Source organism: Rothia sp. ZJ932 (genome assembly GCF_016924835.1).
Taxonomy (GTDB): Bacteria; Actinomycetota; Actinomycetes; order Actinomycetales; family Micrococcaceae; genus Rothia.
The window spans coordinates 627,777-652,573 of record NZ_CP070480.1 but is presented as its reverse complement, the minus strand read 5'-3'; the positions used below and the strand labels follow the sequence as shown (position 1 = coordinate 652,573).

At 52.9% G+C, this 24,797-nt stretch carries 35 protein-coding genes; all 35 read right to left on the bottom strand.

The window, feature by feature from the left end:
* Window positions 1-75: 75 nt before the first annotated feature.
* Entirely contained in the window at window positions 76-480 is a 405-nt protein-coding gene (gene rpsK, locus JR346_RS03020) for a 30S ribosomal protein S11 (protein ID WP_204877166.1), read from the bottom strand.
* 71 nt (window positions 481-551) lie between these two features.
* A complete protein-coding gene (gene rpsM, locus JR346_RS03015; RefSeq protein ID WP_204877167.1) occupies window positions 552-920 on the bottom strand; it encodes a 30S ribosomal protein S13 in 369 nt (122 codons plus the stop codon).
* Between the two features lie 160 nt (window positions 921-1,080).
* Window positions 1,081-1,194 carry a 50S ribosomal protein L36 gene (gene rpmJ, locus JR346_RS03010; RefSeq protein WP_168614911.1) on the bottom strand — a complete coding sequence of 38 codons (114 nt, stop codon included), beginning with the start codon at window positions 1,192-1,194 and terminating at the stop codon, window positions 1,081-1,083.
* Window positions 1,195-1,323: 129 nt separating this feature from the next.
* On the bottom strand, window positions 1,324-1,545 hold the full coding sequence (infA, locus tag JR346_RS03005) for a translation initiation factor IF-1 (RefSeq protein ID WP_005505018.1): 222 nt from the start codon (window positions 1,543-1,545) through the stop codon (window positions 1,324-1,326).
* 284 nt (window positions 1,546-1,829) lie between these two features.
* The gene (gene rlmN, locus JR346_RS03000; protein WP_205483108.1) at window positions 1,830-3,014 is read right to left on the bottom strand and encodes a 23S rRNA (adenine(2503)-C(2))-methyltransferase RlmN; all 1,185 of its coding nucleotides are present in this window, start codon (window positions 3,012-3,014) and stop codon (window positions 1,830-1,832) included.
* A 28-nt stretch (window positions 3,015-3,042) separates the two neighbouring features.
* Window positions 3,043-3,876, bottom strand: a complete 834-nt coding sequence (gene map, locus JR346_RS02995; RefSeq protein ID WP_205483100.1) for a type I methionyl aminopeptidase — start codon at window positions 3,874-3,876, stop codon at window positions 3,043-3,045.
* Between the two features lie 125 nt (window positions 3,877-4,001).
* The gene (locus JR346_RS02990; protein WP_205483094.1) at window positions 4,002-4,565 is read right to left on the bottom strand and encodes an adenylate kinase; all 564 of its coding nucleotides are present in this window, start codon (window positions 4,563-4,565) and stop codon (window positions 4,002-4,004) included.
* Window positions 4,562-5,872 carry a preprotein translocase subunit SecY gene (secY, locus tag JR346_RS02985; protein WP_204877171.1) on the bottom strand — a complete coding sequence of 437 codons (1,311 nt, stop codon included), beginning with the start codon at window positions 5,870-5,872 and terminating at the stop codon, window positions 4,562-4,564. Before secY ends, JR346_RS02990 begins: the two co-directional genes overlap by 4 nt.
* A gap of 233 nt (window positions 5,873-6,105) precedes the next feature.
* Complete coding sequence (gene rplO, locus JR346_RS02980) at window positions 6,106-6,561, bottom strand: 50S ribosomal protein L15 (RefSeq protein ID WP_205483086.1); 456 nt, start codon at window positions 6,559-6,561, stop codon at window positions 6,106-6,108.
* Between the two features lie 2 nt (window positions 6,562-6,563).
* Window positions 6,564-6,773, bottom strand: a complete 210-nt coding sequence (rpmD, locus tag JR346_RS02975) for a 50S ribosomal protein L30 (protein WP_204877173.1) — start codon at window positions 6,771-6,773, stop codon at window positions 6,564-6,566.
* Window positions 6,773-7,471, bottom strand: a complete 699-nt coding sequence (gene rpsE, locus JR346_RS02970) for a 30S ribosomal protein S5 (RefSeq protein ID WP_239478695.1) — start codon at window positions 7,469-7,471, stop codon at window positions 6,773-6,775. Before rpsE ends, rpmD begins: the two co-directional genes overlap by 1 nt.
* Window positions 7,471-7,830 (bottom strand): 50S ribosomal protein L18, encoded by a 360-nt coding sequence (gene rplR / locus JR346_RS02965; RefSeq protein WP_204877174.1) that lies wholly within the window; start codon window positions 7,828-7,830, stop codon window positions 7,471-7,473. The genes rpsE and rplR overlap by 1 nt, the downstream gene beginning before the upstream one ends.
* Before the next feature lie 2 nt (window positions 7,831-7,832).
* Window positions 7,833-8,369 carry a 50S ribosomal protein L6 gene (rplF, locus tag JR346_RS02960; RefSeq protein WP_204877175.1) on the bottom strand — a complete coding sequence of 179 codons (537 nt, stop codon included), beginning with the start codon at window positions 8,367-8,369 and terminating at the stop codon, window positions 7,833-7,835.
* Between the two features lie 26 nt (window positions 8,370-8,395).
* The gene (rpsH, locus tag JR346_RS02955; protein ID WP_204877176.1) at window positions 8,396-8,794 is read right to left on the bottom strand and encodes a 30S ribosomal protein S8; all 399 of its coding nucleotides are present in this window, start codon (window positions 8,792-8,794) and stop codon (window positions 8,396-8,398) included.
* Window positions 8,795-8,870: 76 nt separating this feature from the next.
* Complete coding sequence (rplE, locus tag JR346_RS02950) at window positions 8,871-9,431, bottom strand: 50S ribosomal protein L5 (RefSeq protein WP_204877177.1); 561 nt, start codon at window positions 9,429-9,431, stop codon at window positions 8,871-8,873.
* The gene (gene rplX, locus JR346_RS02945) at window positions 9,431-9,766 is read right to left on the bottom strand and encodes a 50S ribosomal protein L24 (RefSeq protein ID WP_204877178.1); all 336 of its coding nucleotides are present in this window, start codon (window positions 9,764-9,766) and stop codon (window positions 9,431-9,433) included. Before rplX ends, rplE begins: the two co-directional genes overlap by 1 nt.
* A 3-nt stretch (window positions 9,767-9,769) precedes the next feature.
* Window positions 9,770-10,141 (bottom strand): 50S ribosomal protein L14, encoded by a 372-nt coding sequence (rplN, locus tag JR346_RS02940; protein WP_204877179.1) that lies wholly within the window; start codon window positions 10,139-10,141, stop codon window positions 9,770-9,772.
* Between the two features lie 446 nt (window positions 10,142-10,587).
* Window positions 10,588-10,860, bottom strand: a complete 273-nt coding sequence (gene rpsQ, locus JR346_RS02935) for a 30S ribosomal protein S17 (protein ID WP_205483084.1) — start codon at window positions 10,858-10,860, stop codon at window positions 10,588-10,590.
* 5 nt (window positions 10,861-10,865) lie between these two features.
* Complete coding sequence (gene rpmC / locus JR346_RS02930) at window positions 10,866-11,099, bottom strand: 50S ribosomal protein L29 (RefSeq protein ID WP_204877181.1); 234 nt, start codon at window positions 11,097-11,099, stop codon at window positions 10,866-10,868.
* A gap of 3 nt (window positions 11,100-11,102) precedes the next feature.
* The gene (gene rplP, locus JR346_RS02925) at window positions 11,103-11,519 is read right to left on the bottom strand and encodes a 50S ribosomal protein L16 (protein WP_204877182.1); all 417 of its coding nucleotides are present in this window, start codon (window positions 11,517-11,519) and stop codon (window positions 11,103-11,105) included.
* The gene (rpsC, locus tag JR346_RS02920) at window positions 11,520-12,326 is read right to left on the bottom strand and encodes a 30S ribosomal protein S3 (RefSeq protein ID WP_204877183.1); all 807 of its coding nucleotides are present in this window, start codon (window positions 12,324-12,326) and stop codon (window positions 11,520-11,522) included.
* Window positions 12,327-12,692 (bottom strand): 50S ribosomal protein L22, encoded by a 366-nt coding sequence (gene rplV, locus JR346_RS02915; RefSeq protein WP_204877184.1) that lies wholly within the window; start codon window positions 12,690-12,692, stop codon window positions 12,327-12,329.
* 61 nt (window positions 12,693-12,753) lie between these two features.
* Window positions 12,754-13,035, bottom strand: a complete 282-nt coding sequence (rpsS, locus tag JR346_RS02910) for a 30S ribosomal protein S19 (protein WP_204877185.1) — start codon at window positions 13,033-13,035, stop codon at window positions 12,754-12,756.
* A 12-nt stretch (window positions 13,036-13,047) separates the two neighbouring features.
* Window positions 13,048-13,884, bottom strand: a complete 837-nt coding sequence (gene rplB / locus JR346_RS02905; RefSeq protein WP_204877186.1) for a 50S ribosomal protein L2 — start codon at window positions 13,882-13,884, stop codon at window positions 13,048-13,050.
* A 41-nt stretch (window positions 13,885-13,925) separates the two neighbouring features.
* Window positions 13,926-14,231 (bottom strand): 50S ribosomal protein L23, encoded by a 306-nt coding sequence (rplW, locus tag JR346_RS02900; protein WP_204877187.1) that lies wholly within the window; start codon window positions 14,229-14,231, stop codon window positions 13,926-13,928.
* On the bottom strand, window positions 14,231-14,851 hold the full coding sequence (gene rplD / locus JR346_RS02895) for a 50S ribosomal protein L4 (protein ID WP_204877188.1): 621 nt from the start codon (window positions 14,849-14,851) through the stop codon (window positions 14,231-14,233). Before rplD ends, rplW begins: the two co-directional genes overlap by 1 nt.
* A gap of 5 nt (window positions 14,852-14,856) precedes the next feature.
* Window positions 14,857-15,513, bottom strand: coding sequence for a 50S ribosomal protein L3 (rplC, locus tag JR346_RS02890; RefSeq protein WP_204877189.1), 657 nt, complete (start codon window positions 15,511-15,513; stop codon window positions 14,857-14,859).
* 16 nt (window positions 15,514-15,529) lie between these two features.
* Window positions 15,530-15,838, bottom strand: a complete 309-nt coding sequence (gene rpsJ, locus JR346_RS02885) for a 30S ribosomal protein S10 (protein WP_168614567.1) — start codon at window positions 15,836-15,838, stop codon at window positions 15,530-15,532.
* Between the two features lie 407 nt (window positions 15,839-16,245).
* The gene (locus tag JR346_RS02880) at window positions 16,246-16,893 is read right to left on the bottom strand and encodes a hypothetical protein (protein ID WP_204877190.1); all 648 of its coding nucleotides are present in this window, start codon (window positions 16,891-16,893) and stop codon (window positions 16,246-16,248) included.
* 10 nt (window positions 16,894-16,903) lie between these two features.
* A complete protein-coding gene (locus JR346_RS10360; protein WP_239478697.1) occupies window positions 16,904-18,508 on the bottom strand; it encodes a GMC oxidoreductase in 1,605 nt (534 codons plus the stop codon).
* 198 nt (window positions 18,509-18,706) lie between these two features.
* On the bottom strand, window positions 18,707-20,098 hold the full coding sequence (gene brnQ, locus JR346_RS02870; protein WP_205483075.1) for a branched-chain amino acid transport system II carrier protein: 1,392 nt from the start codon (window positions 20,096-20,098) through the stop codon (window positions 18,707-18,709).
* Between the two features lie 188 nt (window positions 20,099-20,286).
* Window positions 20,287-21,477, bottom strand: a complete 1,191-nt coding sequence (gene tuf / locus JR346_RS02865) for an elongation factor Tu (protein ID WP_204877192.1) — start codon at window positions 21,475-21,477, stop codon at window positions 20,287-20,289.
* 203 nt (window positions 21,478-21,680) lie between these two features.
* Window positions 21,681-23,798 (bottom strand): elongation factor G, encoded by a 2,118-nt coding sequence (fusA, locus tag JR346_RS02860; protein WP_205483072.1) that lies wholly within the window; start codon window positions 23,796-23,798, stop codon window positions 21,681-21,683.
* 76 nt (window positions 23,799-23,874) lie between these two features.
* Complete coding sequence (gene rpsG / locus JR346_RS02855) at window positions 23,875-24,345, bottom strand: 30S ribosomal protein S7 (protein ID WP_204877194.1); 471 nt, start codon at window positions 24,343-24,345, stop codon at window positions 23,875-23,877.
* Window positions 24,345-24,719 (bottom strand): 30S ribosomal protein S12, encoded by a 375-nt coding sequence (gene rpsL, locus JR346_RS02850; protein WP_168614562.1) that lies wholly within the window; start codon window positions 24,717-24,719, stop codon window positions 24,345-24,347. Before rpsL ends, rpsG begins: the two co-directional genes overlap by 1 nt.
* Between the last annotated feature and the right edge of the window lie 78 nt (window positions 24,720-24,797).

Sequence of the window (24,797 nt, the reverse complement as noted above, 5' to 3'; positions counted from 1 at the left end):
CGTATTGATCCGTCTGTAATCACGAACTGATCGTGATTGCCCACAGAAAATATTTTCTCTGGGACGAACCAGCGATTAGACGTGGCGGCGCTTCGGGGGACGGCAACCGTTGTGTGCAACGGGGGTGACGTCCTGAATTGAGCCAACTTCGAGGCCTGATGCCTGAAGTGAGCGGATTGCGGTTTCACGGCCGGGACCGGGCCCCTTAACGAAAACGTCTACCTTGCGTACGCCGTGTTCCTGAGCGCGCTTTGCAGCGGTCTCAGCAGCCATCTGAGCTGCGTAAGGAGTTGACTTACGTGAACCTTTGAAGCCGATTTCGCCTGCTGATGACCAGGAGATAACTGCGCCTGAAGGGTCAGTGATTGAGATGATGGTGTTGTTGAAGGTTGACTTGATATGAGCCTGACCTGCAACAATGTTCTTATTAACCTTGCGGCGGGGCTTACGAGCAGCCGCTGCGCGAGTCTTGGGAGGCATTATTGATTCTCCTACAAAGTTGGTTGGTGAGCGTTGGCCAGGTAAGAATTACTTGGCTGATTCAACGCTTATTATTTCTTCTTACCTGCAACGGTACGCTTCGGGCCCTTACGGGTACGTGCGTTGGTCTTGGTGCGCTGACCGTGTACCGGCAGGCCGCGACGGTGACGCAGACCCTGGTAGCTACCGATTTCTACCTTGCGGCGGATATCTGCAGCAACCTCACGGCGAAGGTCACCTTCAACCTTGTAGTTACCTTCGATGAAGTCACGAAGTGCTACGAGCTGCTGATCTTCAAGATCCTTGACGCGGATGTCGGGTGAGACACCGGTTGCAGCAAGAGCTTCCTTTGCACGGGTTTTACCCACGCCGTAGATGTAAGTAAGAGCTACTTCCACGCGCTTTTCGCGGGGAATATCTACTCCGGCGAGACGTGCCATATGGCTTTCTCCTTGTTTTTACCAGAGGTCTTCGGCATCACTGCCCGACGGTTGTGTCGGTCCCCGGCCTCTGAATCCGGAGGTACCCTAAAATTTTTAGGAGCGGTGCCTTATCATTTACGCCACACTGATGTGCGACTGTTGTGAAGCAGGTAGGTTATTAGCCCTGACGCTGCTTGTGACGCGGGTTTTCGCAGATCACCATGACCACGCTGTTGCGGCGGATCACTTTGCACTTATCGCAGATCGGCTTAACGCTCGGCTTGACCTTCATCGCATTCCTTTGCGTTGATTGCAATTATTTGCATTGACAATTGCGGGATAAGAGGTTCGACTAACGCTGAACTATTACCCCCGGTAACACACGGTAAACGTCGCACCGGGTGCGACGTTTGGTGTGTTTTTATTTGTAGCGGTAGACGATACGACCGCGTGAGAGGTCGTAAGGGCTGAGCTCAACTACTACACGGTCCTCAGGTAGGATTCGAATGTAGTGCTGACGCATCTTGCCTGAGATATGTGCAAGTACCTTGTGACCGTTGTCTAGCTCAACACGAAACATCGCGTTGGGCAGAGCTTCTACCACAGAACCTTCGATCTCAATGACGCCGTCTTTCTTGGCCATATCCTCCGCTAACGTTCGGTGCCCTTCTGCTACTGCAGGGGCAGTTTGTATTTCATCTGTGATTTCCGTACAGGGTACGGATGCGACGATCGCATGGCACAGACAACCAAATAAATAGTCTACGGCATTTGGGGAGGGTTGTTAATAGCTTGTCAGTATTTTTGATGTGAGCTTAACATCAACAGCTGGGTACCTTCTTCATCCCCCTGCAACGCATCCTTTTCTTGAGCAGCTAGCTTTCGAGGCGCAGGCAACGAGCGCCAGCGAGTCAGTGATACTCGCGGTTAGTCCTCCTGAGCAGCTAGCTGACCGCACGCACCGTCAATATCGGAGCCGCGAGTATCACGAACGGTCACCGGTATTCCGTGTGCGCGGAGGCGTTCGACGAAGTTTTGTTCGACGCCTTTGCGGGATGCTGTCCATTTGGAGCCCGGGGTGGGGTTGAGAGGGATGGGGTTGACGTGTACCCAGCCGCGTCCGCGTGATGCTAGTTTTTTGCCGAGGAGGTCTGCGCGCCAGCCTTGGTCGTTGATGTCGCGGATGAGGGCGTATTCGATGGAGATGCGGCGTCCTGTTGCGCGGTAGTAAGAGTATGCTGCGTCGAGGGTTTCATCGACTTTCCAGTGGGTGTTGATGGGGATGAGTTCGTCGCGGAGTTCGTCGTCAGGGGCGTGGAGGGAGAGCGCGAGGGTGAGTGGCAGACCTTCCATTTCGAATTTGCGGATGCCGGGGACGAGTCCGACGGTTGACATGGTGAGGCCTCGGGCTGAGATGCCGAGCCCTTCGGGTGCGGGGTCGATAAGGCGGTGTACTGCGCCCAGGGTGCGTTTGTAGTTGGCGAGTGCCTCTCCCATGCCCATGAAGACGATGTTGGAAACGCGTAGGGGGCGGGTGTCTTCTGCTCCGCCTTCTGCTTGTTCAAGGCCCTTCATGTTTTTGAGGTAGCGGGCGGCTGCCACTACCTGCTCTACGATTTCTGCGGTGGAGAGGTTTCGGGTCAGACCTTGCTGACCGGTAGCGCAGAAGGGGCAGTTCATGCCGCAGCCGGCTTGGGAGGAGATGCAGAGTGTGACGCGGTTTTCGTAACGCATGATGACGGATTCGATGAGGGCGCCATCGAAGAGTCGGTGAACAACTTTGAGGGTGTCTCCCCCATCTGCTTCCAGGGTGCGAACGGGGGTCAGCAGCTGAGGCATGGCTCGGGCTACCATCTCGTCGCGCTCAGCGGCGGGCAGATCGGTCATTTCATCTGGGTCGTTAACCAGTCGTTCAAAGTAGTGCTTTGAGAGCTGGGAGGCGCGGAATGGCTTGTAGCCGAGTTCTTCGAGGAAGGTACGGCGTCCTGCCATATCAAAGTCTGCGATGTGCTTCGGTGGCTGTTCCCGGCGAGGTGCTTTGAGGGCGATTTTGCCGGGTTCTGGGCGCACAGCCGAGATTTCAACCGGTGTCTTGGTGCTGGTTTCAGTCATGGTGTTCTTTTCGCTGGTGATGGGTAGTTTAGGAGGGAATAGGTTTGACGGTCACGCCAAGTTTGGAGAGTTCTGAGGCTCCACCGTCTTCAGCTGTGAGCACCCAAATTCCTTCGGAGTGGAAAGCTACGGAGTGTTCCCACTGACAGGCATCTTTGCCGTCGTCTGTTACCACTGTCCACCCGTCATCGAGGGTTGTGGTTTCGATGGAACCGGCAACAATCATGGGTTCGATGGCAAGCGCCATGCCCTTTTTCAAACGTGGGCCTAGGTCTCGGGCCGCGTAGTTGAGAACATCGGGTGCCATGTGCATTTGTGAGCCGATACCGTGACCCACAAAATCCTCGATAATTCCGTATTTGTCACCGGTTTCAGCGCGTACAAATTCTTCAACGGCAAGACCAATTTCGCCCACTTTACGGGCGGACGCGGCGGCGGCAATACCATGCCACAGGGCAGCACGGGTGATTTCGGAAAGTTCACGACGCGCATCTGAAACATTGCCGATCAAAGCGGTACGGGCTGAGTCGCCGTGCCATTTTTTGCCGTAGGCATCAGTCACGATGGCACCGCCATCAATAGAAATCATGTCGCCGTCCTGAAGGACTCGCTCACCGGGGATACCGTGGACTACTTCCTCATTGACCGACGCGCAGATAGTAGCGGGGTAATCGTAATAGCCCAAGAAGTTTGACGCTGCCTGATGCTCATCAAGTACCTGCCGGAAGGCTTGATCCAGGTCGAGGGTGCTTACTCCCGCTCGCGCAGCATCTACTGCGGCGTCAAGAGCTCGGGAAGTAATGACACCTGCTGCTGCCATCGAGGCAAGCTGGGCATCAGTTTTATATTCAATACGGCGCACGATTTTTCTCCTTCGGTGAACCTGCTCCCTCTCACTCAAGAAGGCACAAATATCAATCATCTGTTAAAAAGATGTGCCCCCGCAATGACCGGGGGCACAGACCTGAAATTACTTGAGAGGCAGACTTACTTGAGCGCATCCATGATGCGTTCGGTAACCTCATCAATATCGCCAAGACCATCAATTTGCTTGACAATACCGCGTTCGGTGTAGAGAGCTACCAAAGGAGCGGTTTCTTCTTCGTAAACCTTAAGGCGGTGGCGAATGACTTCTTCGTTATCATCCGAACGCCCCTGCTCAGCAGCACGGTTGAGCAGGCGCTGGACCAGTTCATCGTTATCGGCAACAAGCAAGAGCACACGTCCGATTTCAACACCCATGTCAGAGAGGATGCTGTCGAGCTCCTGCACCTGAGCTACGTTGCGGGGGTAACCGTCAAGCAAGAAGCCGCTTGCAGCGTCATCTTCAGCCAAACGGGTACGCACCATCTTGTTGGTTACTGAATCGGGAACCAGGTTGCCGGAGTCAATGTAGCTCTTAGCTTCTTTACCGAGGTCGGTTTCTTCCTTGATATTTTTGCGGAAGATATCACCGGTTGAGATAGCGGGAATATTCAGTTTTTCAGCGATACGGACGGCCTGGGTACCTTTACCTGCACCGGGAGGGCCAATAATGAGCAAACGATTCATCGTAGCAGTCCTTCATAGTGTCGTTGTTGAAGTTGAGCGTCGATCTGCTTCACAGTATCAAGACCGACACCGACCACGATCAGCAGCGAGGTACCGCCGAACGGGAAGTTCTGGTTAGCGCCAAAGAGAACCAGAGCAATGAGCGGAATCATCGCCACAATGCCCAGGTAAAGCGCACCGGGTAAGGTAATGCGGTTCAGTACGTAGCTCAGGTAGCGCTCGGTGGGACGGCCCGCGCGGTAGCCGGGGATGAATCCACCGTATTTTTTCATGTTCCCGGCAACCTCTTCGGGGTTGAAGGTGATGGAAACGTAGAAGTAGGCGAATCCAACGATCAAGAAGAAGTACAGAGCCATATAGATCGGGTGATCGCCACTGACCAAATAGGTGCTGATCCACGTTACCCAACCAGCAGGGGCACTGCCGTCTGTGGGGGTGTTGAACTGTGCCAGCATCGCGGGAAGCATCAGCAGCGAGGACGCAAAGATAACAGGAATAACACCCGCCATGTTGACCTTCAGCGGGATGTAGGTGGTGGTACCACCAATCGTGCGACGACCAATCATACGCTTGGCGTACTGAACGGGGATTCGACGTTGCGACTGTTCAACAAACACCACAGCAACGATAGTCAGCAAACCAATAGCAATGACACCCGCAAAAATACCCCAACCCAGGGTACGCTGAATCGACCCAAGTGCAGAGGGGAAGCTTGAAGCAATAGAAGTGAAAATCAGCAGGGACATACCGTTGCCCACACCTTTTTCAGTAATCTGTTCACCCAGCCACATCACAATACCGGTGCCAGCCACCAAAGCCAAAATAATCAGTACAACACTGATCAGGGTATCCTCCGGAATAATCGGTAGGTTGCAGCCAGGCAATAGAGCACCAGATCGGGCTAGGGACACAATGGTAGTAGCGTTCAAAAACGCCAAAGCAATGGTGAGGTAACGGGTGTACTGAGTCAGCTTAGTTTGACCCTGTGCACCTTCTTCGTGCAACTCCTGAAAACGCGGAATAACCACACGCAAGAGCTGAACAATAATGCTCGCCGTAATGTATGGCATAACACCCAGTGCAAAAACCGACAGCTGCAGCAAGGCGCCACCGCTGAAAAGATTCACCATATCGAAGAGCCCACCGCTAGCGGAGGCAGTTGCCATACACTGCTGGACGTTCCCGAAAGAAACACCCGGCGCAGGGATAAAGACGCCCAAACGATAAATCACGATAATGCCCAGGGTAAACAACAGCTTATTTCGCAGGTCAGGGGTCTTAAAAGCCCTGCCTAAAGCGCTCAGCACATGTCCTCCTGAATATTGATAATCATTCAGCTCACCCACACAGCAAGCTGAAAACAAACTTCTGATTAGTCTAACGCTTTTTGAACGCCAATACAGAAAAAATATGAAGTGGTGAAAATAACCCTTCACTCCCTCCACACAATCTATACCCGGCGTCCGCGGCAACAGAACAGAAGATAAAAAAGAAGGGCTGTACTTCCCTAGGAAAGTACAGCCCTCACATGCTAACTAGCTTACTTTACGGTTACTGAACCGCCAGCAGCTTCAATCTTTTCGATTGCGCTAGCTGAAGCCTTGTCAACAGTGATATTTACCTTAACGGTGATATCGCCGTTACCGAGAACCTTAACGAGCTCGTTCTTGCGAACAGCGCCCTTCTCGACCAGTGCCTCAACGGTGACATCGCCACCCTCGGGGAACAGCTCTGAGATACGGTCCAGGTTGACAACCTGATACTCGGTGCGGAAGGGGTTCTTGAAGCCGCGAAGCTTCGGAAGGCGCATGTGCAGCGGAAGCTGACCACCCTCGAAACCAGCCTTTACCTGGTAACGAGCCTTCTGACCCTTAGTACCGCGACCTGCAGTCTTACCCTTTGAGCCTTCACCGCGGCCTACGCGGGTCTTTGCTTTGTGGGCACCCTTAGCGGGGCGCAAATCGTGAATCTTGATAGCGTCGTTCTGTTCAGCCATCTTTACTTGACCTCCTCAACCTTCACCAGGTGAGCAACGGTGTTAACCATGCCACAGGTGACGGGGTCTGCAGTGCGAACAACTACGTTACCGGGACGCTTGAGCCCCAGTGAACGCAGGGTGTCGCGCATGTTCTGCTTCTCACCAACATAGGACTTGACCTGGGTGATTTCCAGCTTAGCGTCACTGGGCTTAATACGCTTACCCATCATTACGCACCTGCCTTCTCGTTCTTGGTGTTGAGCAAGTAAGCAGGGATAACCTCGTCGTTGGGCAGACCACGGCGGGCTGCAACAGCGGCGGGCTCTTCAAGCTGCTTGAGAGCTTCAACAGTCGCGTGAACGATGTTAATCTGGTTTGATGAACCCAGTGACTTCGACAGCACGTCGTGAATACCTGCTGCTTCAAGCACTGCGCGAACGGGACCACCAGCGATAACACCGGTACCAGCGGTTGCAGGACGCAGCATAACTACGCCAGCTGCACGCTCGCCCTGAACGCGGTGAGGAATGGTGCGGCCTTCAATGCGGGGAACGCGGAAGAAGCTCTTCTTTGCTTCCTCAACGCCCTTAGCAATAGCTGCAGGAACTTCCTTAGCTTTGCCGTAGCCAACGCCAACCATACCGTTACCGTCACCAACGACTACCAGCGCGGTGAAGCTAAAGCGACGACCACCCTTGACAACCTTGGAGACGCGGTTGATGGTGACAACGCGCTCGATGAACTTGTCCTTCTCCTCTTCGCGACCACGGTTGTTGCGGCCGCCGCGCTCGCCACGGCCACCACGACCGCCGCGCTCACCACGGTTACCGCGGCGATCTTCGCGCTTGGAGTTCTCGGTGGTTTCAACAGCTTCTGCAGTTGCTTCAGTCACCTGAGTTTCCTTTTCGTTTACAGTCTGCTCGCTCATTAGAGTGACAGGCCTCCTTCGCGTGCGCCTTCAGCTACTGCTGCTACACGACCGTGGTACTTGTTACCACCGCGGTCGAAGACAACTGCTTCAACGCCTGCAGCCTTGGCGCGCTCGGCAACGAGCTCACCAACGCGCTTTGCTTTAGCGGTCTTATCGAGATCAGCGTTACGCAAATCAGCTTCGAGAGTTGATGCGTAAGCCAAGGTGTGACCCTTGGTATCGTCGATGACCTGAACGAACATGTGGCGTGATGAGCGGGTAACGCTCAGACGCGGACGTGCAGCAGTACCTGAAACGTACTTGCGGACGCGTGCATGACGACGTGCGCGTGCAGCGGACTTTGTCTTGATAGCCATTATTACTTACCAGCCTTTCCGACCTTGCGGCGGATCTGCTCGCCCTCGTAGCGAACGCCCTTACCCTTGTAGGGATCGGGCTTACGCAGACCGCGGATGTTAGCTGCAACCTGACCAACAATCTGCTTATCAATACCTGATACAGTCAGCTTGTTGTTGCCCTCAACAGCAAAGGTGATACCCTCGGGTGCCTTTACAGTAACGGGGTGTGAGTAGCCTAGCGCGAACTCCAGATCGGAGCCCTTTGCCATCACGCGGTAACCGGTACCAACGATTTCGAGCTTCTTTGAGTAGCCTTCAGTAACACCGATGATCATGTTCTGAATCAGGGTGCGTGAAAGACCGTGCAGTGAGCGTGATTCACGCTCATCGTTCGGACGGGAAACAACAATTTCGCCGTCGTTCTGTGCAACAGTAATGGGAGCTGAGATCTTGCGGGACAGTTCGCCCTTGGGACCCTTTACAGCAACCAAGTTGCCATCAATCTTAACCTCAACGCCGGCAGGAACCGAGATGGGGAGACGTCCAATACGTGACATTTACTCTTCCTTTCTCTTCTTACCGACTACCAGATGTAAGCGACGACTTCGCCGCCAACACCCTTCTTCGAAGCCTGCTTGTTAGTCAGCAGACCTGAAGAGGTTGACAGAATTGCGATACCGAGTCCACCGTGAACCAAGGGAAGGTTGGTTGACTTCGCGTAAACGCGCAGACCGGGCTTGGAGATACGACGAACGCCAACAATGGAACGCTCGCGTGAGGGACCGAACTTCAGTTCGAGAGTCAAGGTCTGACCGACCTTAGCGTCTTCTACCTTGAAGTCAGCAATGTAGCCCTCAGCCTTTAGGATTTCGGCAATGCGAACCTTAAGCTTTGAGTGGGGCATAGATACGGAGTCGTGGTATGCAGCGTTTGCGTTGCGCAAACGGGTCAGCATATCTGCGACAGGATCTGTCATAGTCATAGTGGGCTTTAGCCCTTCCTCGCTGGGGTTTCCGCGACCTCAAAAGATTTGAGCGGGACCTACAACGTAGTCGTTATTACTGGGTTTTGAACGGGAAACCGAGTGCTTTGATAAGCGCGCGGCCTTCATCATCGGTCTTAGCGGTGGTGACGATAGTGATGTCCATACCACGTACACGATCAATCGCGTCCTGGTCGATTTCGTGGAACATCGACTGCTCAGTCAAACCGAAGGTGTAGTTACCATTACCGTCGAACTGGCGGTCTGAGAGACCACGGAAGTCGCGAATACGGGGCAGCGCCAAGGTGATCAGACGGTCCAGGAATTCCCACATACGGTCGCCACGCAAAGTAACGTGTGCGCCAATGGGCTGACCTTCGCGCAGTTTGAACTGAGCGATTGACTTCTTAGCACGGGTAATCATAGGCTTCTGACCGGTGATTGCGGTCAGGTCGCGGATAGCTCCATCCATGAGCTTCGCGTCCTTAGCTGCTTCACCGACACCCATGTTAACAACGACTTTAACAATCTTGGGGGTCTGCATGACGTTCTTGTAGTCGAACTCTTCCTGCAGAGCCTTGGTGACCTCGTCGTTGAACTTGGTCTTGAGGCGAGGGGTGATCTTGGTTTCGGTCATTAGATGTCCTTACCCGAGCTCTTGGCAACACGAACACGCTTGGTGCGAGTCTTGCCATTGCGCTCTTCAGTCTCGAGGCGGTAGCCAACGCGAGTCGGCTTCTTGGTCTCGGGATCAACGATTGCAACGTTTGATACGTGAATCGAAGCCTCAACCTTTTCGATGCCACCGGCAGCGCCGGTCATCGGGTTAGCCTTGGTGTGCTTGCTGACGATCTTTACGCCTTCAACCAGTACACGTTCGGTCTTGGGGAATACCTTGAGGACCTTGCCCTGCTTACCGCGGTCTGCACCAGCGATAACCTGAACGAGGTCACCTGACTTGATTTTAGCCATGGGTTAGAGCACCTCCGGAGCGAGCGAGATAATCTTCATGAACTTCTTATCGCGAAGCTCGCGACCGACGGGTCCGAAAATACGGGTACCGCGGGGATCACCCTCAGTGTTCTTGATGATAACTGCTGAGTTCTCATCAAACTTGATGTAGGAACCGTCAGGACGACGGGTTTCCTTCTTAGTGCGAACGACGACTGCCTTAACAACGTCGCCCTTCTTTACGGTGCCGCCAGGGATCGCGTCCTTGACGGTAGCAACGATAACGTCGCCAATGCCTGCGTAACGACGTGCAGAGCCACCGAGAACACGAATGGTAAGGATTTCCTTAGCACCAGTGTTGTCAGCGACCTTCAGTCGTGACTCCTGCTGAATCATATTTCTCCTGTCGTCTCGCCGGTTCCGACCGCACGGTATTTTGTGGGCCAGCCTTGCGGAACATTTTTACGGGAAGGTGACGCACCGGTCCCATCAGATAAATCATCTGGGTTAGCGGAAACGTCTGGGATTTGGCCATGCCAGGAACATCTGGTCCCGCATCATCTAAAAACGGGCGAAACCACCCGCGGTTATAGCGGCATTATGCTTTGGCACGGAGAAATCCGTGGCTGTGTGGGTATAGATAACCACACAGAATAAAAATATTATCACAACCTGCTGATCTCTAAAAGGAGCATTCCTCACATAGCAATGGTGATATGCCCCGCACTATTTCTAGACGCATTTACTTACCTGAGCCTTTAGACATAAAAAGCCCCTCTCCCCAGTAATACCGGGAAGAGGGGCTTCTTTAGCTCATGCAGTAGAGAGCTAGACCAGGAGAATTACTTCGCCTTCTCTACGATCTCTACAACACGCCAGCGCTTTGAGGCTGACAGCGGGCGGGTTTCCGCCAGCAGAACCAAGTCACCAATACCAGCAGTGTTCTGCTCGTCGTGCGCCTTGATCTTTGAGCTACGGCGCATAACCTTGCCGTACAGTGCGTGCTTCACGTGGTCCTCGACCTCTACGACTACAGTCTTGTCCATCTTGTCGGACACTACGTAGCCGCGGCGAATCTTACGGTAGCCGCGCTCTTCAGTCTTTACTTCACTCACTTGACTTAACCTTCGGTTGAGGGACGGATACCGAGCTCACGTTCACGCAGTACAGTGTAGATGCGTGCGATATCGCGCTTGACGGTACGGATACGACCCGGGTTCTCAAGCTGACCGGTGGCTGCCTGGAAACGGAGGTTGAACAGTTCCTCCTTCGACTTGCGCAGCTCGTCAGCTAGGTTCTCGTTGGAGAGCTCAGCGAGCTTGTCGAGGTTCAGATCCTTTGATCCAACTGCCATTTCTTATTCACCACCTTCGCGACGCACAACACGTGCCTTCATCGGGAGCTTGTGGATCGCGAGGCGCATAGCTTCGCGAGCCACTTCTTCGGAAACACCGGAGAGTTCAAACATGACTCGACCGGGCTTAACATTTGCGACCCACCACTCGGGTGAGCCCTTACCGGAACCCATACGGGTTTCAGCGGGCTTCTTGGTCAAGGGACGGTCGGGGTAGATGTTAATCCAAACCTTACCGCCACGCTTGATGTGACGAGTCATTGCAATACGTGCTGCCTCAATCTGGCGGTTGGTCACGTATGCAGGAGTCAGTGCCTGAATGCCCCACTCACCGAAGGTTACCTCGGTACCGCCTTTGGCCATACCGGTACGCTTGGGGTGGTGCTGCTTGCGATATTTTACTCGACGGGGAATAAGCATTTATGCCTCACCGTTTTCTGCAGTCTTAGCTTCTGCGTTAGCTGAAGCATTATCGTTACGACGTTCACGACGAGGACCACGGTTGCCGCCACGACGGCGGTCGCCACCGTCACGGCCACCACGACCGCCACGACGGTTACCAGCAGCCTGCTGTGCAGCCAGTTCCTTATCGGTCATATCGCCCTTGTAAATCCATACCTTGACACCGATACGACCGAAAGTGGTCTTAGCTTCAAAGAAGCCGTAGTCGATGTTTGCACGCAGGGTGTGCAGGGGCACACGACCTTCGCGGTAGAACTCTGAACGTGACATTTCAGCGCCACCCAGACGTCCGGAGCACTGGATACGAATACCCTTAGCGCCCGCACGCTGTGCTGACTGAATTGCCTTCTTCATCGCGCGGCGGAATGCCACACGTGAAGCCAGCTGCTCCGCGATGCCCTGTGCAACAAGCTGTGCTGACAGGTCAGGCTGAGCGACTTCGAGGATGTTCAGCTGAATCTGCTTACCGGTGAGTTTTTCCAGCTCACCACGGATACGATCAGCTTCTGCGCCGCGACGACCGATAACAATACCGGGGCGTGCAGTGTGGATATCCACACGAACACGGTCACGGGTGCGCTCGATTTCTACCTTAGCGATGCCTGCGCGCTCCATGCCTTCTGACAGAAGCTTGCGAATCTGAACGTCTTCCTTCACGAAGTCAGCGTAACGTTCACCAGGCTTGTTTGAGTCTGCGAACCACTTTGAAACGTGTTCGGTGGTAATACCAAGTCGGAAACCGTTCGGGTTAATTTTCTGACCCATTTAGCGGCCCTCCTCCTCTGACGGGGTCGCAACAACCACAGTAATGTGGCTGGTGCGCTTGTTGATGCGGAACGCGCGACCCTGTGCACGGGGCTGGAATCGCTTCATGGTCGGACCTTCGTCCACGAATGCTTCACTGATGAACAGTTCGTCTTCCTTGAAAGCTACACCTTCGCGGTCAGCTTTCTGACGAGCGTTTGCAACAGCTGATGCAACGATCTTGTAAACCGGTTCTGAAGCGCTCTGGGGAGCGAACTTCAAAATCGCCATTGCCTCTTCCGCCTGCTTACCACGGATCAGGTTGACGACTCGGCGTGCCTTCATAGGCGTAACGCGTACATAGCGCGCTGATGCCTTGGCTTCCATTGCCTATCTCTCTTTCGTCTTAGCCGAAAGGGTTATACGACACTAAATCGGAAAAACCGACCTAGCGACGCTTACCCTTACGGTCGTCCTTCACATGGCCGCGGAAAGTGCGGGTCGGAGCAAATTCACCGAGCTTGTGTCCAACCATGGACTCAGTGATGAACACCGGGACGTGCTTGCGTCCATCATGCACTGCGATGGTGTGACCGAGCATGTCGGGAACAATCATCGAGCGGCGGGACCAAGTCTTAATAACATTCTTGGTACCCTTCTCGTTCTGAGCTGCAACCTTTACATAAAGGTGCTGATCTACGAAAGGGCCCTTTTTCAAACTACGAGGCATGTTTCAGGCTCCTTAGCGCTTCTTGCCAGTACGACGGCGACGAACAATGAGCTTGTCGCTTTCCTTGTTGGGGCGACGGGTGCGACCCTCAGGTTTACCGTTGGGGTTAACAGGGTGACGACCACCGGAAGTCTTACCTTCACCACCACCGTGCGGGTGATCAACGGGGTTCATAACGACACCACGAACGGTCGGGCGGATGCCCTTCCAGCGGTTACGTCCTGCTTTACCCCAGTTGATGTTGGACTGCTCTGCGTTGCCAACTTCACCAACAGTTGCTCGGCAGCGAACATCCACGTTGCGGATTTCGCCTGAAGGCAGACGCAACTGAGCGTACTTGCCTTCCTTAGCAACCAACTGGATTGATGCGCCTGCTGAGCGAGCCATCTTAGCGCCACCACCGGGGCGAAGCTCTACCGCGTGAATAACAGTACCCACGGGGATGTTACGCAAGGGCAGGTTGTTGCCGGGCTTGATATCCGCGCTGGGACCTGACTCAACAACATCGCCCTGCTTCAGTTTGTTAGGAGCAACGATGTAACGCTTGGTGCCATCAACATAGTGCAGAAGCGCGATGCGAGCGGTACGGTTAGGATCGTACTCGATGTGTGCTACGCGTGCATCTACACCGTCTTTGTCGTGACGACGGAAGTCAATCAGACGGTACTGGCGCTTGTGACCACCGCCCTTATGACGAGTAGTGATACGACCGGTGTTGTTACGGCCGCCTTTTTTGGGAAGCGGACGAACCAGGGACTTTTCCGGGGTTGAACGAGTGATTTCCGCGAAATCAGCTACGCTCGAGCCACGGCGACCCGGGGTCGTCGGCTTGTGCTTACGAATACCCATTTAGATATTTCTTTCCTTCGCTAAAGTGGTCTCCGCAGACCTTATGCCTGCGGACCGCCGAAGATGTCGATAGTGCCTTCTTTGAGGGTCACAATCGCACGCTTGGTGTTCTTACGTGCGCCCCAGCCGAAGCGGGTGCGCTTACGCTTACCTGCGCGGTTAGCGGTGTTTACAGCAGCAACCTTGACATCGAAAATCATTTCAATAGCCTGCTTGATTTCCAGCTTGTTTGAGCGGGGATCAACCAGGAAGGTGTACTTGCCTTCATCGAGCTGTGAGTAGCTCTTTTCCGACACGACAGGTGCAATGATAACGTCGCGGGGATCCTTGAAAGTAAGGACGCTCATTACTTGGCCTCCTTCTTAGCCTTAGAAGCAACTGCAACGAAAACGTCGAATGCGTCCTTGGTAAAGACAACATCATCGGAGATCAGAACATCATAGGTATTCAGCTGATCTGCGTAGATAACGTGTACGTTCTGAAGGTTGCGAGCTGACAGTGCAACAACGTCATCCTTACGATCGATAACAACGAGAGCGTTCTTACGATCTGAGATTGAAGCGAGTGCTGCCTTTGCTGCCTTGGTAGAGGGCTTGGTGCCTTCAACCAGTGACTCAACAACGTGGATACGACCGTGACGAGCACGATCAGAAAGAGCACCACGAAGAGCTGCTGCAATCATCTTCTTAGGAGTACGCTGAGCGTAGTTACGCGGAGTAGGACCGTGTACAACGCCACCACCAGTCATGTGGGGAGCGCGGATTGATCCCTGACGTGCGCGACCAGTACCCTTCTGCTTGAAGGGCTTGCGACCTGCACCGGAAACTTCACCACGGTTCTTAGTCTTGTGAGTGCCCTGGCGTGCTGCTGCGAGCTGTGCAACAACCACCTGGTGAAGCAAAGGAACTGATGCCTTCGCGTCAAACAGGTCTGCGGGCAAATCTACGTTAAGGGTCTTAACAGCCATTGTAATTAGGCTCCCTTCACAGCAGTGCGAACCAGAACAACGCCGCCCTTAGGACCGGGGATAGCACCCTTGATCAGCAGTACGTTGTTTTCTGCGTCTACACCCTGAATAGTCAGGTTCATGGTAGTGTGACGTGCTGCACCCATACGGCCAGCCATACGCATACCCTTGAACACGCGTGCGGGGTATGATGCGCCACCGATTGAACCGGGCTTACGGTGGTTCTTGTGAGCACCGTGTGATGCGCCTACGCCAGCGAAGCCGTGACGCTTCATGACGCCTGCAAAGCCCTTGCCCTTAGTCTTACCGACTACGTCAACTTTCTGACCTGCTTCGAAGAGCTCTACGGTCAGTTCTTGACCGAGGGAGTACTCTGCAGCATCTGAAGTGCGGAGTTCAACGAGGTGACGGCGGGGTGTGACGCCAGCCTTTTCAAAGTGACCAGCCAAAGGCTTGGTGACCTTGCGAGCTTCAATAGCGCCGTAGCCAATCTGGATTGCTTCGTAGCCGTCAGTCTTAGCGTCGCGCAGCTGGGTCACTACGTTTGAATCGGCCTTGACGACAGTAACCGGCACGAACTTGCCGTTTTCGTCCCAGACCTGGGTCATGCCGAGCTTGGTGCCGAGCAGGCCCTTCACCTGGCGTTCGAATTTGTTAGTCATTTTTGAGACGATCCTCTTACAGCTTGATTTCGATGTTCACGTCTGCCGGAAGGTCAAGACGCATGAGTGCATCAACAGCCTTGGGGGTCGGATCAACGACGTCGATCAGACGCTTGTGCGTACGCATTTCAAAATGCTCGCGGCTGTCTTTGTACTTGTGCGGTGAACGGATAACTACGTAAACGTTCTTCTCGGTCGGCAGCGGCACAGGGCCAACTACAGTAGCGCCTGCGCGCGTAACCGTCTCAACGATTTTCCGTGCTGATGAGTCAATGACCTCGTGGTCATATGACTTCAGACGGATGCGGATTTTCTGTCCCGCCATCTGTCGGACTCTCTTTCTTGAAGTACTTCCCTGTAACGGAGCTTTGTGCTCCTTATGGTGGCGCTTGAGGAAAAGAACTACTAGAAGTTCTTTCGCGCCGCTTCTAACAGACTGAATCCGAAATAGTTTCGGGTTCCTCACCCCGCCGAAGCACCGACCCCCGCGCTCGGGCGTGTCGCTATTATTACAAACAACACGATTAACGCTTTTTAGAATCGGGTCATATTTGGGCTTATCTGGCTTCGGTCGATGAATGACCATTAGCTCCATAACGATAAGCACTTGAACAACATCTATTATCTTGCCAGAGTTACCCTATGTATGCAAGGTTTTTTAGCATAAGTGCTCAGAGACACAAGTAAGGGGCGACAGCCTACGGCTGCCACCCCTTACTTCAAGCTCCTAGTTTACCAAGGCCAAGGATCGAGGAAATGAGGAACAGTGCCCATACGTTCCGAGTTATCATCGTAATCTCCCTCAGTCTGATCGTTGACCGTAGCTGCTACAAACAGCTCGTAGTCAACATTCCAGAACGGGTAGTTGACGTGATACTTGAACTCAAAAGTAAACTCTTCCCCTGGCTTCAATACGCCAGCATAAGCCCACGTGAAGGTAGCGGCATTGAACTTGTCAGAACCAGTTCTCGTTATACCAATTAAAGGGTTTGTAGAAGCAATTTTAGTTCCATTGGCACCGCCAGCGGAAGGTACGTCAGTTCCAATATCTCTCATCTGAGTCAGTAGCGTGCCGGTGGGATTAACTGCATCTACCTTGCCTACGTTACGGACAGTAAAGCTCGGGGGGAAAGAAGCACGTTCCAACACATTCCGGCTTGTAGCACTGTCGTAGATAGGAATAACATAATCGGGTTCAAAAGTATCCCAGTTAAAGGGAGGGTCAGCTAGTTCGATAGCCAAATTCGTTAGCAGCGGTTCGAAAGAAGAAGAAAGCGCGTAGGCAGGGATAGCGCTGGTAGCAACAATTGCTGGTGCAGCCCAAGCAGCACCCTTCAGAAGGGTTCTTCTCTTGGCTGTGACTTTATTTTCCAATTTCATTCTTTCACTCTTAGTTGAAGCGAGAAGCCGAAACGAGACGATCCATGTTTCGCTCAGCTAGAGCTGTAATAGTTACGAACGGGTTAACGCCGATTTTACCGGGAATCAACGAACCATCCATTACGAAGAGCCCAGGAACCCCCTTCACCTCACCGTTAAGATCAGTTGCTTCTCCCAAAACCATGCCGCCCAGCGGATGGTAGGAGAAATAATCAGCAAAAATCTTTCTATTATCAAACAAATCATTACGGTAGCTAGAACCGGGGTTGGCAGCGTTAATTTTATCAAGGAAGTTTTTCGCTGCCAGCACTGAAGGGGCAGACATACTTTCCGTCCAGTTCAAACCAAGTGAGTTCTTTGCAGCGTTCCAGGTAAATGAACCAAGATTCGGGTTATTGGTGATTGCCAGGTAGAGACTAGTGCGCATTTCGAGCACAGGAATCGGCAGCGGAGCAAGCTCAGCAAAGACAGAATTCTGAGAATCATCCCAGTTAGTCAAACCCATTGAAGGAATACCCGACTGGTAAGTGCCCGTTGCTTGTGAAATGTTGCGCGCCGCCATGATATTACCGTTAGGCCCCCACGACTTACCCGTTGAATTGGGCAGGTTACGAATGGTTCCCTGAGCTTTAGCTTTCATCAGCAGTCGAGAAGTACCAACAGATCCTGCTGCCATAACCACACGGTCATACTCAGCGACTCGCTGCTGAACAATATTTCCATCGAAGTCAATAGTTTTAAGAGCGAGTGAGAACGACCCGTTAGATTCCTGCGTAATGTTCTCAACCTCAGTCATCGAAATGAGATTGACACGCTGAGTATCAAAAGCTTCTTTGAGGATGGTCTTGGGCAGTGAGCGCTTACCGTAGTCATTACCAAAAATGACCTGACCATCAAGTGCAGATTTCGGTACCCGTCCGAAATTTTCTTTGCGCATGTAGTTCCAGTCATAAACGTTGGGAACCATCTGGTGCTTGATGCCTGCTCGTCTACCTTGTGCAGCACCAACGCGAGTGAACTGATAGTACTTTGAAGTACCGATAATATCGGTAGGAGGCAGAGCAGTCTGGAGAGCTGCGTTAGCACGGGGGAAGTACGTACCGAACATCTCGGTAGAATCAACCTGCGGCATCACCTTCTTAAAGAAGGACTCCGAAGGGGTAACTGCCATACCGCCATTGACAAGTGAACCACCGCCAACGCCGCGTCCTACATAGACCTTCATTGCATCGAAATGCTCAACATCAAGAACACCAGCGCCACGAGGGATTCGCTGGTTGACGACATCAAGACCAAATATCGTACTGAACGGCAAATCTGTACGGTCTTTGAACCACATTGAACGAGCCGAAGGAGCGGTCATCTTGGTAAAGACTTTGCCGTTTCTGGGGGTCATATTCTCCCAGTCAGCACCCATCTCAATCATGTCGACGGTGTAGCCCATCGAGGTAAGTGTACGAGCAGCAACAGCACCGCCGTACCCCGAACCGATGATGGCGATGCGTTTATTCTGCACTGCATGAGAGGTCGCTACTGAGGTCTGCGAAAAAGTAGTTGCTGCGGCTGTTACCGCTGATGCCTGAAGAAGACTACGGCGGGTAAGTGTGAGGGACATTTTTCTCCGAAACACGTGGGGGATTATGAATCTACTGTTTTTAGTGTACTGAGAAAAGAACCAATCTCCGGTCATCTTGCGGGTGAAAGTCAACACTAGCTCAGACACAGGCTCTCGAGGCTTAAACGCAAAAGTGCATACGAGACGCTGTTCTCGTATGCACTTCTACCATTTATATTTCCCTGATTCGCAAGGTGGTTACGCTAAATCTAGCATACGGGCTTGGGCTTCTTTCTGAGTTTCTCCGCCCAGTGGCACAGCACGCTTTCTTCTGGTGGTGAGATCCAAGATATAACCGATAAGAGCTGCCACGAGGGTGGGGACGATCCAGCCCATCTGCTCGGCATGCAACGGCGACCACGAAATAGAGTGTTCAAAAATATTGTCTGCGGGCATAAGCTGAGCCAGAAGCATCAATACCGCCCACAGCATAGACACCGCCAACGCGATGGTGAATGTGTAGTGCAGTTTCCTCCGCAGCATCGGTTCAATAAAGGTCAGGAAGATAAGGGTAATCGCTGACGGGTACAAGGCACCAATCAAAGGACCGGTAACAGCCAGAACCTGTTCTAGGCTCATGGTTGAAACAGCGAAACCGATCAGAGAGAAGAGAATAACCCACGCCCGATAAGAAACGCCAGGAAGCAGGGCGTTGAAAAACTCAGCCGCTGATCCCAATAGACCCACAGCAGTACCCATACACGCCAGGAACATAATCAGACCGAAAACGAAGATTCCAGCCGGCCCCATAATGAGCTGAGCTGACTGTGCCAGCAGAACAGCACCGTCCGAGTAGTCTTGCCCACCCTCAACCCGGTGACCGATAGCGCCCAAACCGACGTATACCAAACCCAGCAAAACACAGGCCAAGACAGCGGCTATGCTAACGCCCTTAACCAGGGCAGGCCCGCTTTTAAGACCCTTGTGTTTAAAGGCGCTCAATACAATAATGCCGAAGGCAAGACCGGCAAGGGAGTCCATTGTTAGATAGCCTTCTACGAACCCCGTAGCAAATGGATTCTCCGCATAAGTCTCAGAAGGAATGACTTCCCCCTCCCCCAGTTTGAAGAAGCTCAGAACAATCATTGCTACTAGCAATACCAAAAGCAAAGGGGTAATGTATTTACCCAAGCGATCTACAATACCTCGCGGATCAATCGAAAGCGCAACAGCAACTACGAAGAATACGGCTGAGAATACCGCCCTTGATAAAAAGCTATCAGATTCAAAATTAGCAGTGACCACCGTAGAATACGTAACGCTTGCTGTACGCGGAAGAGCAAAAAATGCGCCAATGGAAAGATATACCAGTACAGGAAATAACACACCAAAAACTCTGCCGCCGCGAAGGGTGAGTGCGCGCATGTCTTTACCAGTGATGGCAATAGCTATAACTGCCAATGCAGGCAGAATAACACCGGTGCTGACAAAGCCAAGTACAGCGGGCCAAAAATTCGTTCCGGCTTGGGATCCCAGCATCGCGGGAAAAATAAGATTACCTGCACCAAAAAACATCGAAAAAAGCATCATGGAAGCGACCAAGATACTTCCTTCGTGCCCCCGCACAGAAGTAGTAGAAGAGTTAGACATAATCCGCTCTTAGATAAGTTGCAAAAAAGATACTTTTCCACCCTAGTATGAGTGAACGAATGCGCCTAATCCCTGTCTTACCAAAAAGCTCTACATTAAATAAAAAAGTGGTTCCCCAGCGTTATGCTGGGAAACCACTTTTTAAATTACTTCAAGTTTATTCAGAACCCGTTAGACAAGAAACTCAATTACTTGAGGATTTTGGTAACGCGACCTGAACCAACGGTGCGACCACCCTCACGGATAGCGAAGCCGAGACCGTCTTCCATAGCGATTTCCTGGATGAGCTCAACGGTCATCTCGGTGTTGTCGCCAGGCATAACCATTTCAGTACCCTCGGGAAGAGTGATAACGCCGGTTACGTCAGTGGTACGGAAGTAGAACTGAGGACGGTAGTTTGAGTAGAAGGGGTTGTGACGACCGCCCTCATCCTTTGAAAGAATGTAGACGTTAGCCTCAAAATGGGTGTGGGGGGTGATTGAGCCGGGCTCAACAACAACCTGACCACGCTCTACGTCGTCGCGCTTCAGACCGCGAAGAAGCAGACCACAGTTCTCGCCAGCCCATGCTTCATCGAGCTGCTTGTGGAACATCTCGATACCGGTAACGGTGGTCTTCTGCAGGGGACGGATACCAACAATCTCAACCTCAGAGTTGATCTTGAGGGTACCGCGCTCTGCACGACCGGTTACAACGGTACCGCGACCGGTGATGGTGAAAACGTCCTCGATGGGCATGAGGAAGGGCTTGTCCTTCTCACGAACGGGATCCGGGATGTACTCATCAACAGCGTCCATGAGTTCTTCAACCTTAGCAACCCACTCAGCGTCGCCTTCAAGAGCCTTGAGAGCTGAAACGCGGATAACGGGAGCCTCGTCACCGTCGAATTCCTGTGAGGAGAGAAGGTCGCGAACTTCCATCTCAACGAGGTCGAGAAGTTCCTCGTCCTCAACCATGTCTGACTTGTTCAGAGCAACGAGCAGGGTGGGAACACCAACCTGGCGAGCCAGCAGAACGTGCTCGCGGGTCTGTGCCATCGGGCCGTCGGTAGCAGCAACCACGAGGATTGCGCCGTCCATCTGAGCCGCACCGGTGATCATGTTCTTAACGTAGTCAGCGTGACCGGGAGCGTCAACGTGTGCGTAGTGGCGCTTCTCGGTCTGGTACTCGATGTGAGCAATGTTAATCGTAATACCGCGCTGGCGCTCTTCAGGAGCGGAGTCGATCATACCGAAGTCGCGCTGCTCGTTCAGATCCGGGTACTTGTCAGCCAGAACCTTTGAGATTGCGGCGGTGAGGGTGGTCTTACCATGGTCAACGTGACCAATGGTACCAACGTTTACGTGAGGCTTTGAGCGCTCGAACTTAGCCTTAGCCAAGAGTGTTCCTCCTAGAACAGATTTGAATACTTGCTGCGGTTTCATATCTTTGAAACCGGCGCAACCCGTATGAAACGGTCTAGCCACAACAATAGCGGATTACGCCGGTAACTTGAAACCCTAAGCAGTACTCAAAGTATCATTTTTTGAAAAATAAGTGCGACTTTGGACTTTTAAGTTTCCTAAGTCACGGGCAAAGAGAATTACTCTCCGCCACGAGCCTTCTGGACGATTTCGTCAGCAACAGCCTTCGGAACCTCAGAGTAGCTATCAAAAGTCATGGAGTAAACTGCACGACCCTGAGTCTTTGAACGCAGGTCACCAATGTAACCGAACATTTCTGACAAGGGCACAAGTGCGTGAACAATCTTCACACCTGATGCATCTTCCATTGACTGAATCTGACCACGGCGTGAGTTCAGGTCGCCAATAACGTCGCCCATGTACTCTTCCGGAGTACGAACTTCAACAGCCATCAGGGGTTCAAGCAGAACGGGGTTAGCGCGCTTTGCGCCTTCCTTGAAGACCATTGAGCCAGCAATCTTGAACGCCATTTCTGACGAGTCAACATCGTGGTAAGCGCCATCGAGCAGGGTTGCCTTGACGCCAACAACGGGGTAACCAGCGAGTATACCGAGCTGCATTGCGTCCTGGATACCAGCGTCAACTGAGGGGATGTATTCGCGGGGAACACGACCACCGGTGACGGAGTTGGAGAACTCGTACAGTTCTTCTGAATCCAAAGGAATCGGTTCGAACGCGACCTGAACCTTTGCGAACTGACCTGAGCCACCGGTCTGCTTCTTGTGGGTGTAATCGACCTTGTCAACAGCCTTCTTGATGGTTTCGCGGTAAGCAACCTGGGGCTTACCAACGTTTGCCTCAACCTTGAATTCGCGCTTCATGCGGTCAACGATGATGTCGAGGTGAAGCTCGCCCATACCACCAATTTCGGTCTGACCGGTTTCTTCGTTGAGGTTCACGGTAAAGGTGGGATCCTCTGCTGAAAGCTTCTGGATCGCGGTTGACATCTTCTCCTGGTCGCCCTTGGTCTTGGGCTCAATTGCCACGGAAATCACGGGCGCAGGGAAAGTCATCGACTCGAGAACGATGGGGCTTGAAGCATCACACAGAGTGTCGCCGGTAGTGGTGTCCTTCAGACCAATCGCTGCGTAGATGTGACCTGCCTGGATCTCTTCAACCGGGTTCTCCTTGTTGGAGTGCATCTGGAAGAGCTTACCAATGCGCTCTTTCTTACCCTTGGTTGAGTTAAGAACCTGCTGGCCCTGTGCAGCCTTACCTGAGTACACGCGGATGTAGGTGAGCTGACCATAGAAGGGGTGAGCTGCAACCTTGAACGCGAGTGCTGAGAAAGGCTCTGATGATGAAGGCTTACGAGTGAGTTCCTTCTCTTCATCCTTGGGATCGTGACCAACCATGTCGTCGGTGTCCAGGGGCGAAGGCAGGTAATCAATTACTGCATCGAGCATGGGCTGTACGCCGCGGTTCTTGAATGCTGAACCACAGAATACCGGGTATGCTTCGTTGTTCACGGTGAGACGACGGATGCCAGCTTTGATTTCCTCATTGGTAAGTTCGGTACCTTCGAGGTACTTCTCCATGAGTTCTTCTGAAGCTTCAGCAACGTTTTCGATGAGCTCAGCGCGGTACTGCTCTGCCTTTTCCCGCAGGTCAGCGGGGATTTCCTGGGTCTCGTATGAGGCACCCATGGTAACGTCACCCTTTGAGTCACCAGGCCATACAAATGCCTTCATGCTCATCAAATCAACGATACCAACGAAGTCGTTCTCAGCACCGATAGGCAGCTGCATAACGAGAGGCTTAGCACCGAGGCGCTTCACGATGGTGTCTACGGTGAAGTAGAAGTCAGCGCCCAGCTTGTCCATCTTGTTGACGAAGCAAATGCGGGGAACGCTGTACTTATCAGCCTGGCGCCAAACGGTCTCAGACTGGGGCTCAACGCCCTCTTTACCGTCGAATACAGCTACTGCGCCGTCAAGGACGCGCAGTGAACGCTCAACCTCAACGGTGAAGTCAACGTGACCGGGGGTGTCGATGATGTTGATCTGGTTGTCTTTCCAGAAACAGGTGGTTGCAGCAGAGGTAATGGTAATACCACGTTCCTGCTCCTGAGCCATCCAGTCCATGGTTGATGCACCGTCGTGGGTCTCACCGATCTTGTGATTGATACCAGTGTAGAACAAAATACGTTCGGTGGTGGTGGTTTTACCGGCGTCAATGTGCGCCATAATACCAATGTTGCGGACCTTATTGAGGTCTGTAAGCACGTCTTGTGCCACTTGAGTCTCCCTTTGTGAAGATACTTCGAAAGCCTGCCAGCTTCGAAGTAGAAATCTGACAGGCTAATTCGAAGAATTACCAGCGGTAGTGTGCGAAGGCCTTGTTTGACTCAGCCATCTTGTGTACGTCTTCGCGACGCTTCACAGCGGCACCGAGACCGTTGGACGCATCCAGAATCTCGTTCATCAGACGCTCGGTCATAGTCTTTTCGCGACGCTGCTTTGAAAAGCCTACGAGCCAACGAAGCGCAAGCGCGGTTGCGCGACCTGCACGAACCTCAACCGGAACCTGGTAAGTTGCGCCACCAACACGGCGTGAGCGAACTTCCAGTGAAGGCTTGACGTTGTCCATAGCCTTCTTCAAGGTTACTACGGGGTCTGCGCCAGTCTTCTGTGCAACACCCTCAAGTGCACCGTAAACGATGCGCTCTGCGGTTGACTTCTTACCGTCAAGCAGAACCTTATTGATGAGCTGGGTTACCAGAGGTGAACCGTATACGGGATCGTTAACGAGAGGACGCTTGGGAGCGGGACCTTTACGAGGCATTACTTCTTCTCCTTCTTAGCGCCGTAGCGTGAGCGAGCCTGACCACGGCCCTTAACACCCTGGGTATCCAAAGCGCCACGAACAATCTTGTAGCGAACACCGGGGAGGTCCTTCACACGACCACCGCGAACAAGCACGATGGAGTGTTCCTGAAGGTTGTGACCTTCACCGGGGATGTAAGCGGTAACTTCAACGCCACCGTTGAGCTTTACACGAGCTACCTTACGGAGCGCCGAGTTGGGCTTCTTAGGGGTGGTGGTGTACACACGGGTACACACGCCACGCTTCATGGGGCTGCCCTTCAGAGCGGGCGCCTTGGTCTTTACGACCTTAGGAGTACGGCCCTTACGGACCAACTGCTGAATTGTAGGCACTATTCGTGTTCCTTGGCTTGTTGTGAAAGTTCACCGATCTTTTCCAGTGAACCTTGGGGTTGCCTAGTCTTTTCTACT

Coding starts and splice junctions, on each gene's coding strand:
- rpsJ (WP_168614567.1), bottom strand. CDS start 15,838: ATGGCGGGACAGAAAATCCGCATCCGTCTGAAGTCATATGACCACGAG.
- rpmC (WP_204877181.1), bottom strand. CDS start 11,099: ATGGCAGTTGGATCAAAGGATCTGAACCTCGACAAGCTCGCTGAGCTC.
- rplP (WP_204877182.1), bottom strand. CDS start 11,519: ATGCTTATTCCCCGTCGAGTAAAATATCGCAAGCAGCACCACCCCAAG.
- rpsS (WP_204877185.1), bottom strand. CDS start 13,035: ATGCCTCGTAGTTTGAAAAAGGGCCCTTTCGTAGATCAGCACCTTTAT.
- rlmN (WP_205483108.1), bottom strand. CDS start 3,014: ATGACTGAAACCAGCACCAAGACACCGGTTGAAATCTCGGCTGTGCGC.
- rpsH (WP_204877176.1), bottom strand. CDS start 8,794: ATGACTATGACAGATCCTGTCGCAGATATGCTGACCCGTTTGCGCAAC.
- rplR (WP_204877174.1), bottom strand. CDS start 7,830: ATGGCTATCAAGACAAAGTCCGCTGCACGCGCACGTCGTCATGCACGC.
- rplC (WP_204877189.1), bottom strand. CDS start 15,513: ATGACTAACAAATTCGAACGCCAGGTGAAGGGCCTGCTCGGCACCAAG.
- rplX (WP_204877178.1), bottom strand. CDS start 9,766: ATGGCTAAAATCAAGTCAGGTGACCTCGTTCAGGTTATCGCTGGTGCA.
- rpmJ (WP_168614911.1), bottom strand. CDS start 1,194: ATGAAGGTCAAGCCGAGCGTTAAGCCGATCTGCGATAAGTGCAAAGTG.
- rplO (WP_205483086.1), bottom strand. CDS start 6,561: ATGGCTGAACAGAACGACGCTATCAAGATTCACGATTTGCGCCCCGCT.
- brnQ (WP_205483075.1), bottom strand. CDS start 20,098: ATGTCTAACTCTTCTACTACTTCTGTGCGGGGGCACGAAGGAAGTATC.
- rpsE (WP_239478695.1), bottom strand. CDS start 7,471: ATGAGCGAGCAGACTGTAAACGAAAAGGAAACTCAGGTGACTGAAGCA.
- rpmD (WP_204877173.1), bottom strand. CDS start 6,773: ATGATGGGTAAGCGTATTAAGCCCAGTGACGCTAAGCTGGAAATCACC.
- rplD (WP_204877188.1), bottom strand. CDS start 14,851: ATGGCTGTTAAGACCCTTAACGTAGATTTGCCCGCAGACCTGTTTGAC.
- rplB (WP_204877186.1), bottom strand. CDS start 13,884: ATGGGTATTCGTAAGCACAAGCCGACGACCCCGGGTCGCCGTGGCTCG.
- rpsG (WP_204877194.1), bottom strand. CDS start 24,345: ATGCCTCGTAAAGGTCCCGCTCCCAAGCGTCCTCTCGTTAACGATCCC.
- rplV (WP_204877184.1), bottom strand. CDS start 12,692: ATGGAAGCCAAGGCATCAGCGCGCTATGTACGCGTTACGCCTATGAAG.
- rplN (WP_204877179.1), bottom strand. CDS start 10,141: ATGATTCAGCAGGAGTCACGACTGAAGGTCGCTGACAACACTGGTGCT.
- rpsM (WP_204877167.1), bottom strand. CDS start 920: ATGGCACGTCTCGCCGGAGTAGATATTCCCCGCGAAAAGCGCGTGGAA.
- JR346_RS10360 (WP_239478697.1), bottom strand. CDS start 18,508: ATGTCCCTCACACTTACCCGCCGTAGTCTTCTTCAGGCATCAGCGGTA.
- rplF (WP_204877175.1), bottom strand. CDS start 8,369: ATGTCACGTATTGGACGTCTCCCCATCTCGGTTCCTGCCGGCGTTGAG.
- rpsC (WP_204877183.1), bottom strand. CDS start 12,326: ATGGGTCAGAAAATTAACCCGAACGGTTTCCGACTTGGTATTACCACC.
- infA (WP_005505018.1), bottom strand. CDS start 1,545: ATGGCCAAGAAAGACGGCGTCATTGAGATCGAAGGTTCTGTGGTAGAA.
- rplE (WP_204877177.1), bottom strand. CDS start 9,431: ATGACCGAAACCAAGATCACCCCTCGCCTCAAGACCAAGTTCAACGAC.
- rplW (WP_204877187.1), bottom strand. CDS start 14,231: ATGAGCGTCCTTACTTTCAAGGATCCCCGCGACGTTATCATTGCACCT.
- JR346_RS02990 (WP_205483094.1), bottom strand. CDS start 4,565: ATGAATCGTTTGCTCATTATTGGCCCTCCCGGTGCAGGTAAAGGTACC.
- JR346_RS02880 (WP_204877190.1), bottom strand. CDS start 16,893: ATGAAATTGGAAAATAAAGTCACAGCCAAGAGAAGAACCCTTCTGAAG.
- rpsK (WP_204877166.1), bottom strand. CDS start 480: ATGCCTCCCAAGACTCGCGCAGCGGCTGCTCGTAAGCCCCGCCGCAAG.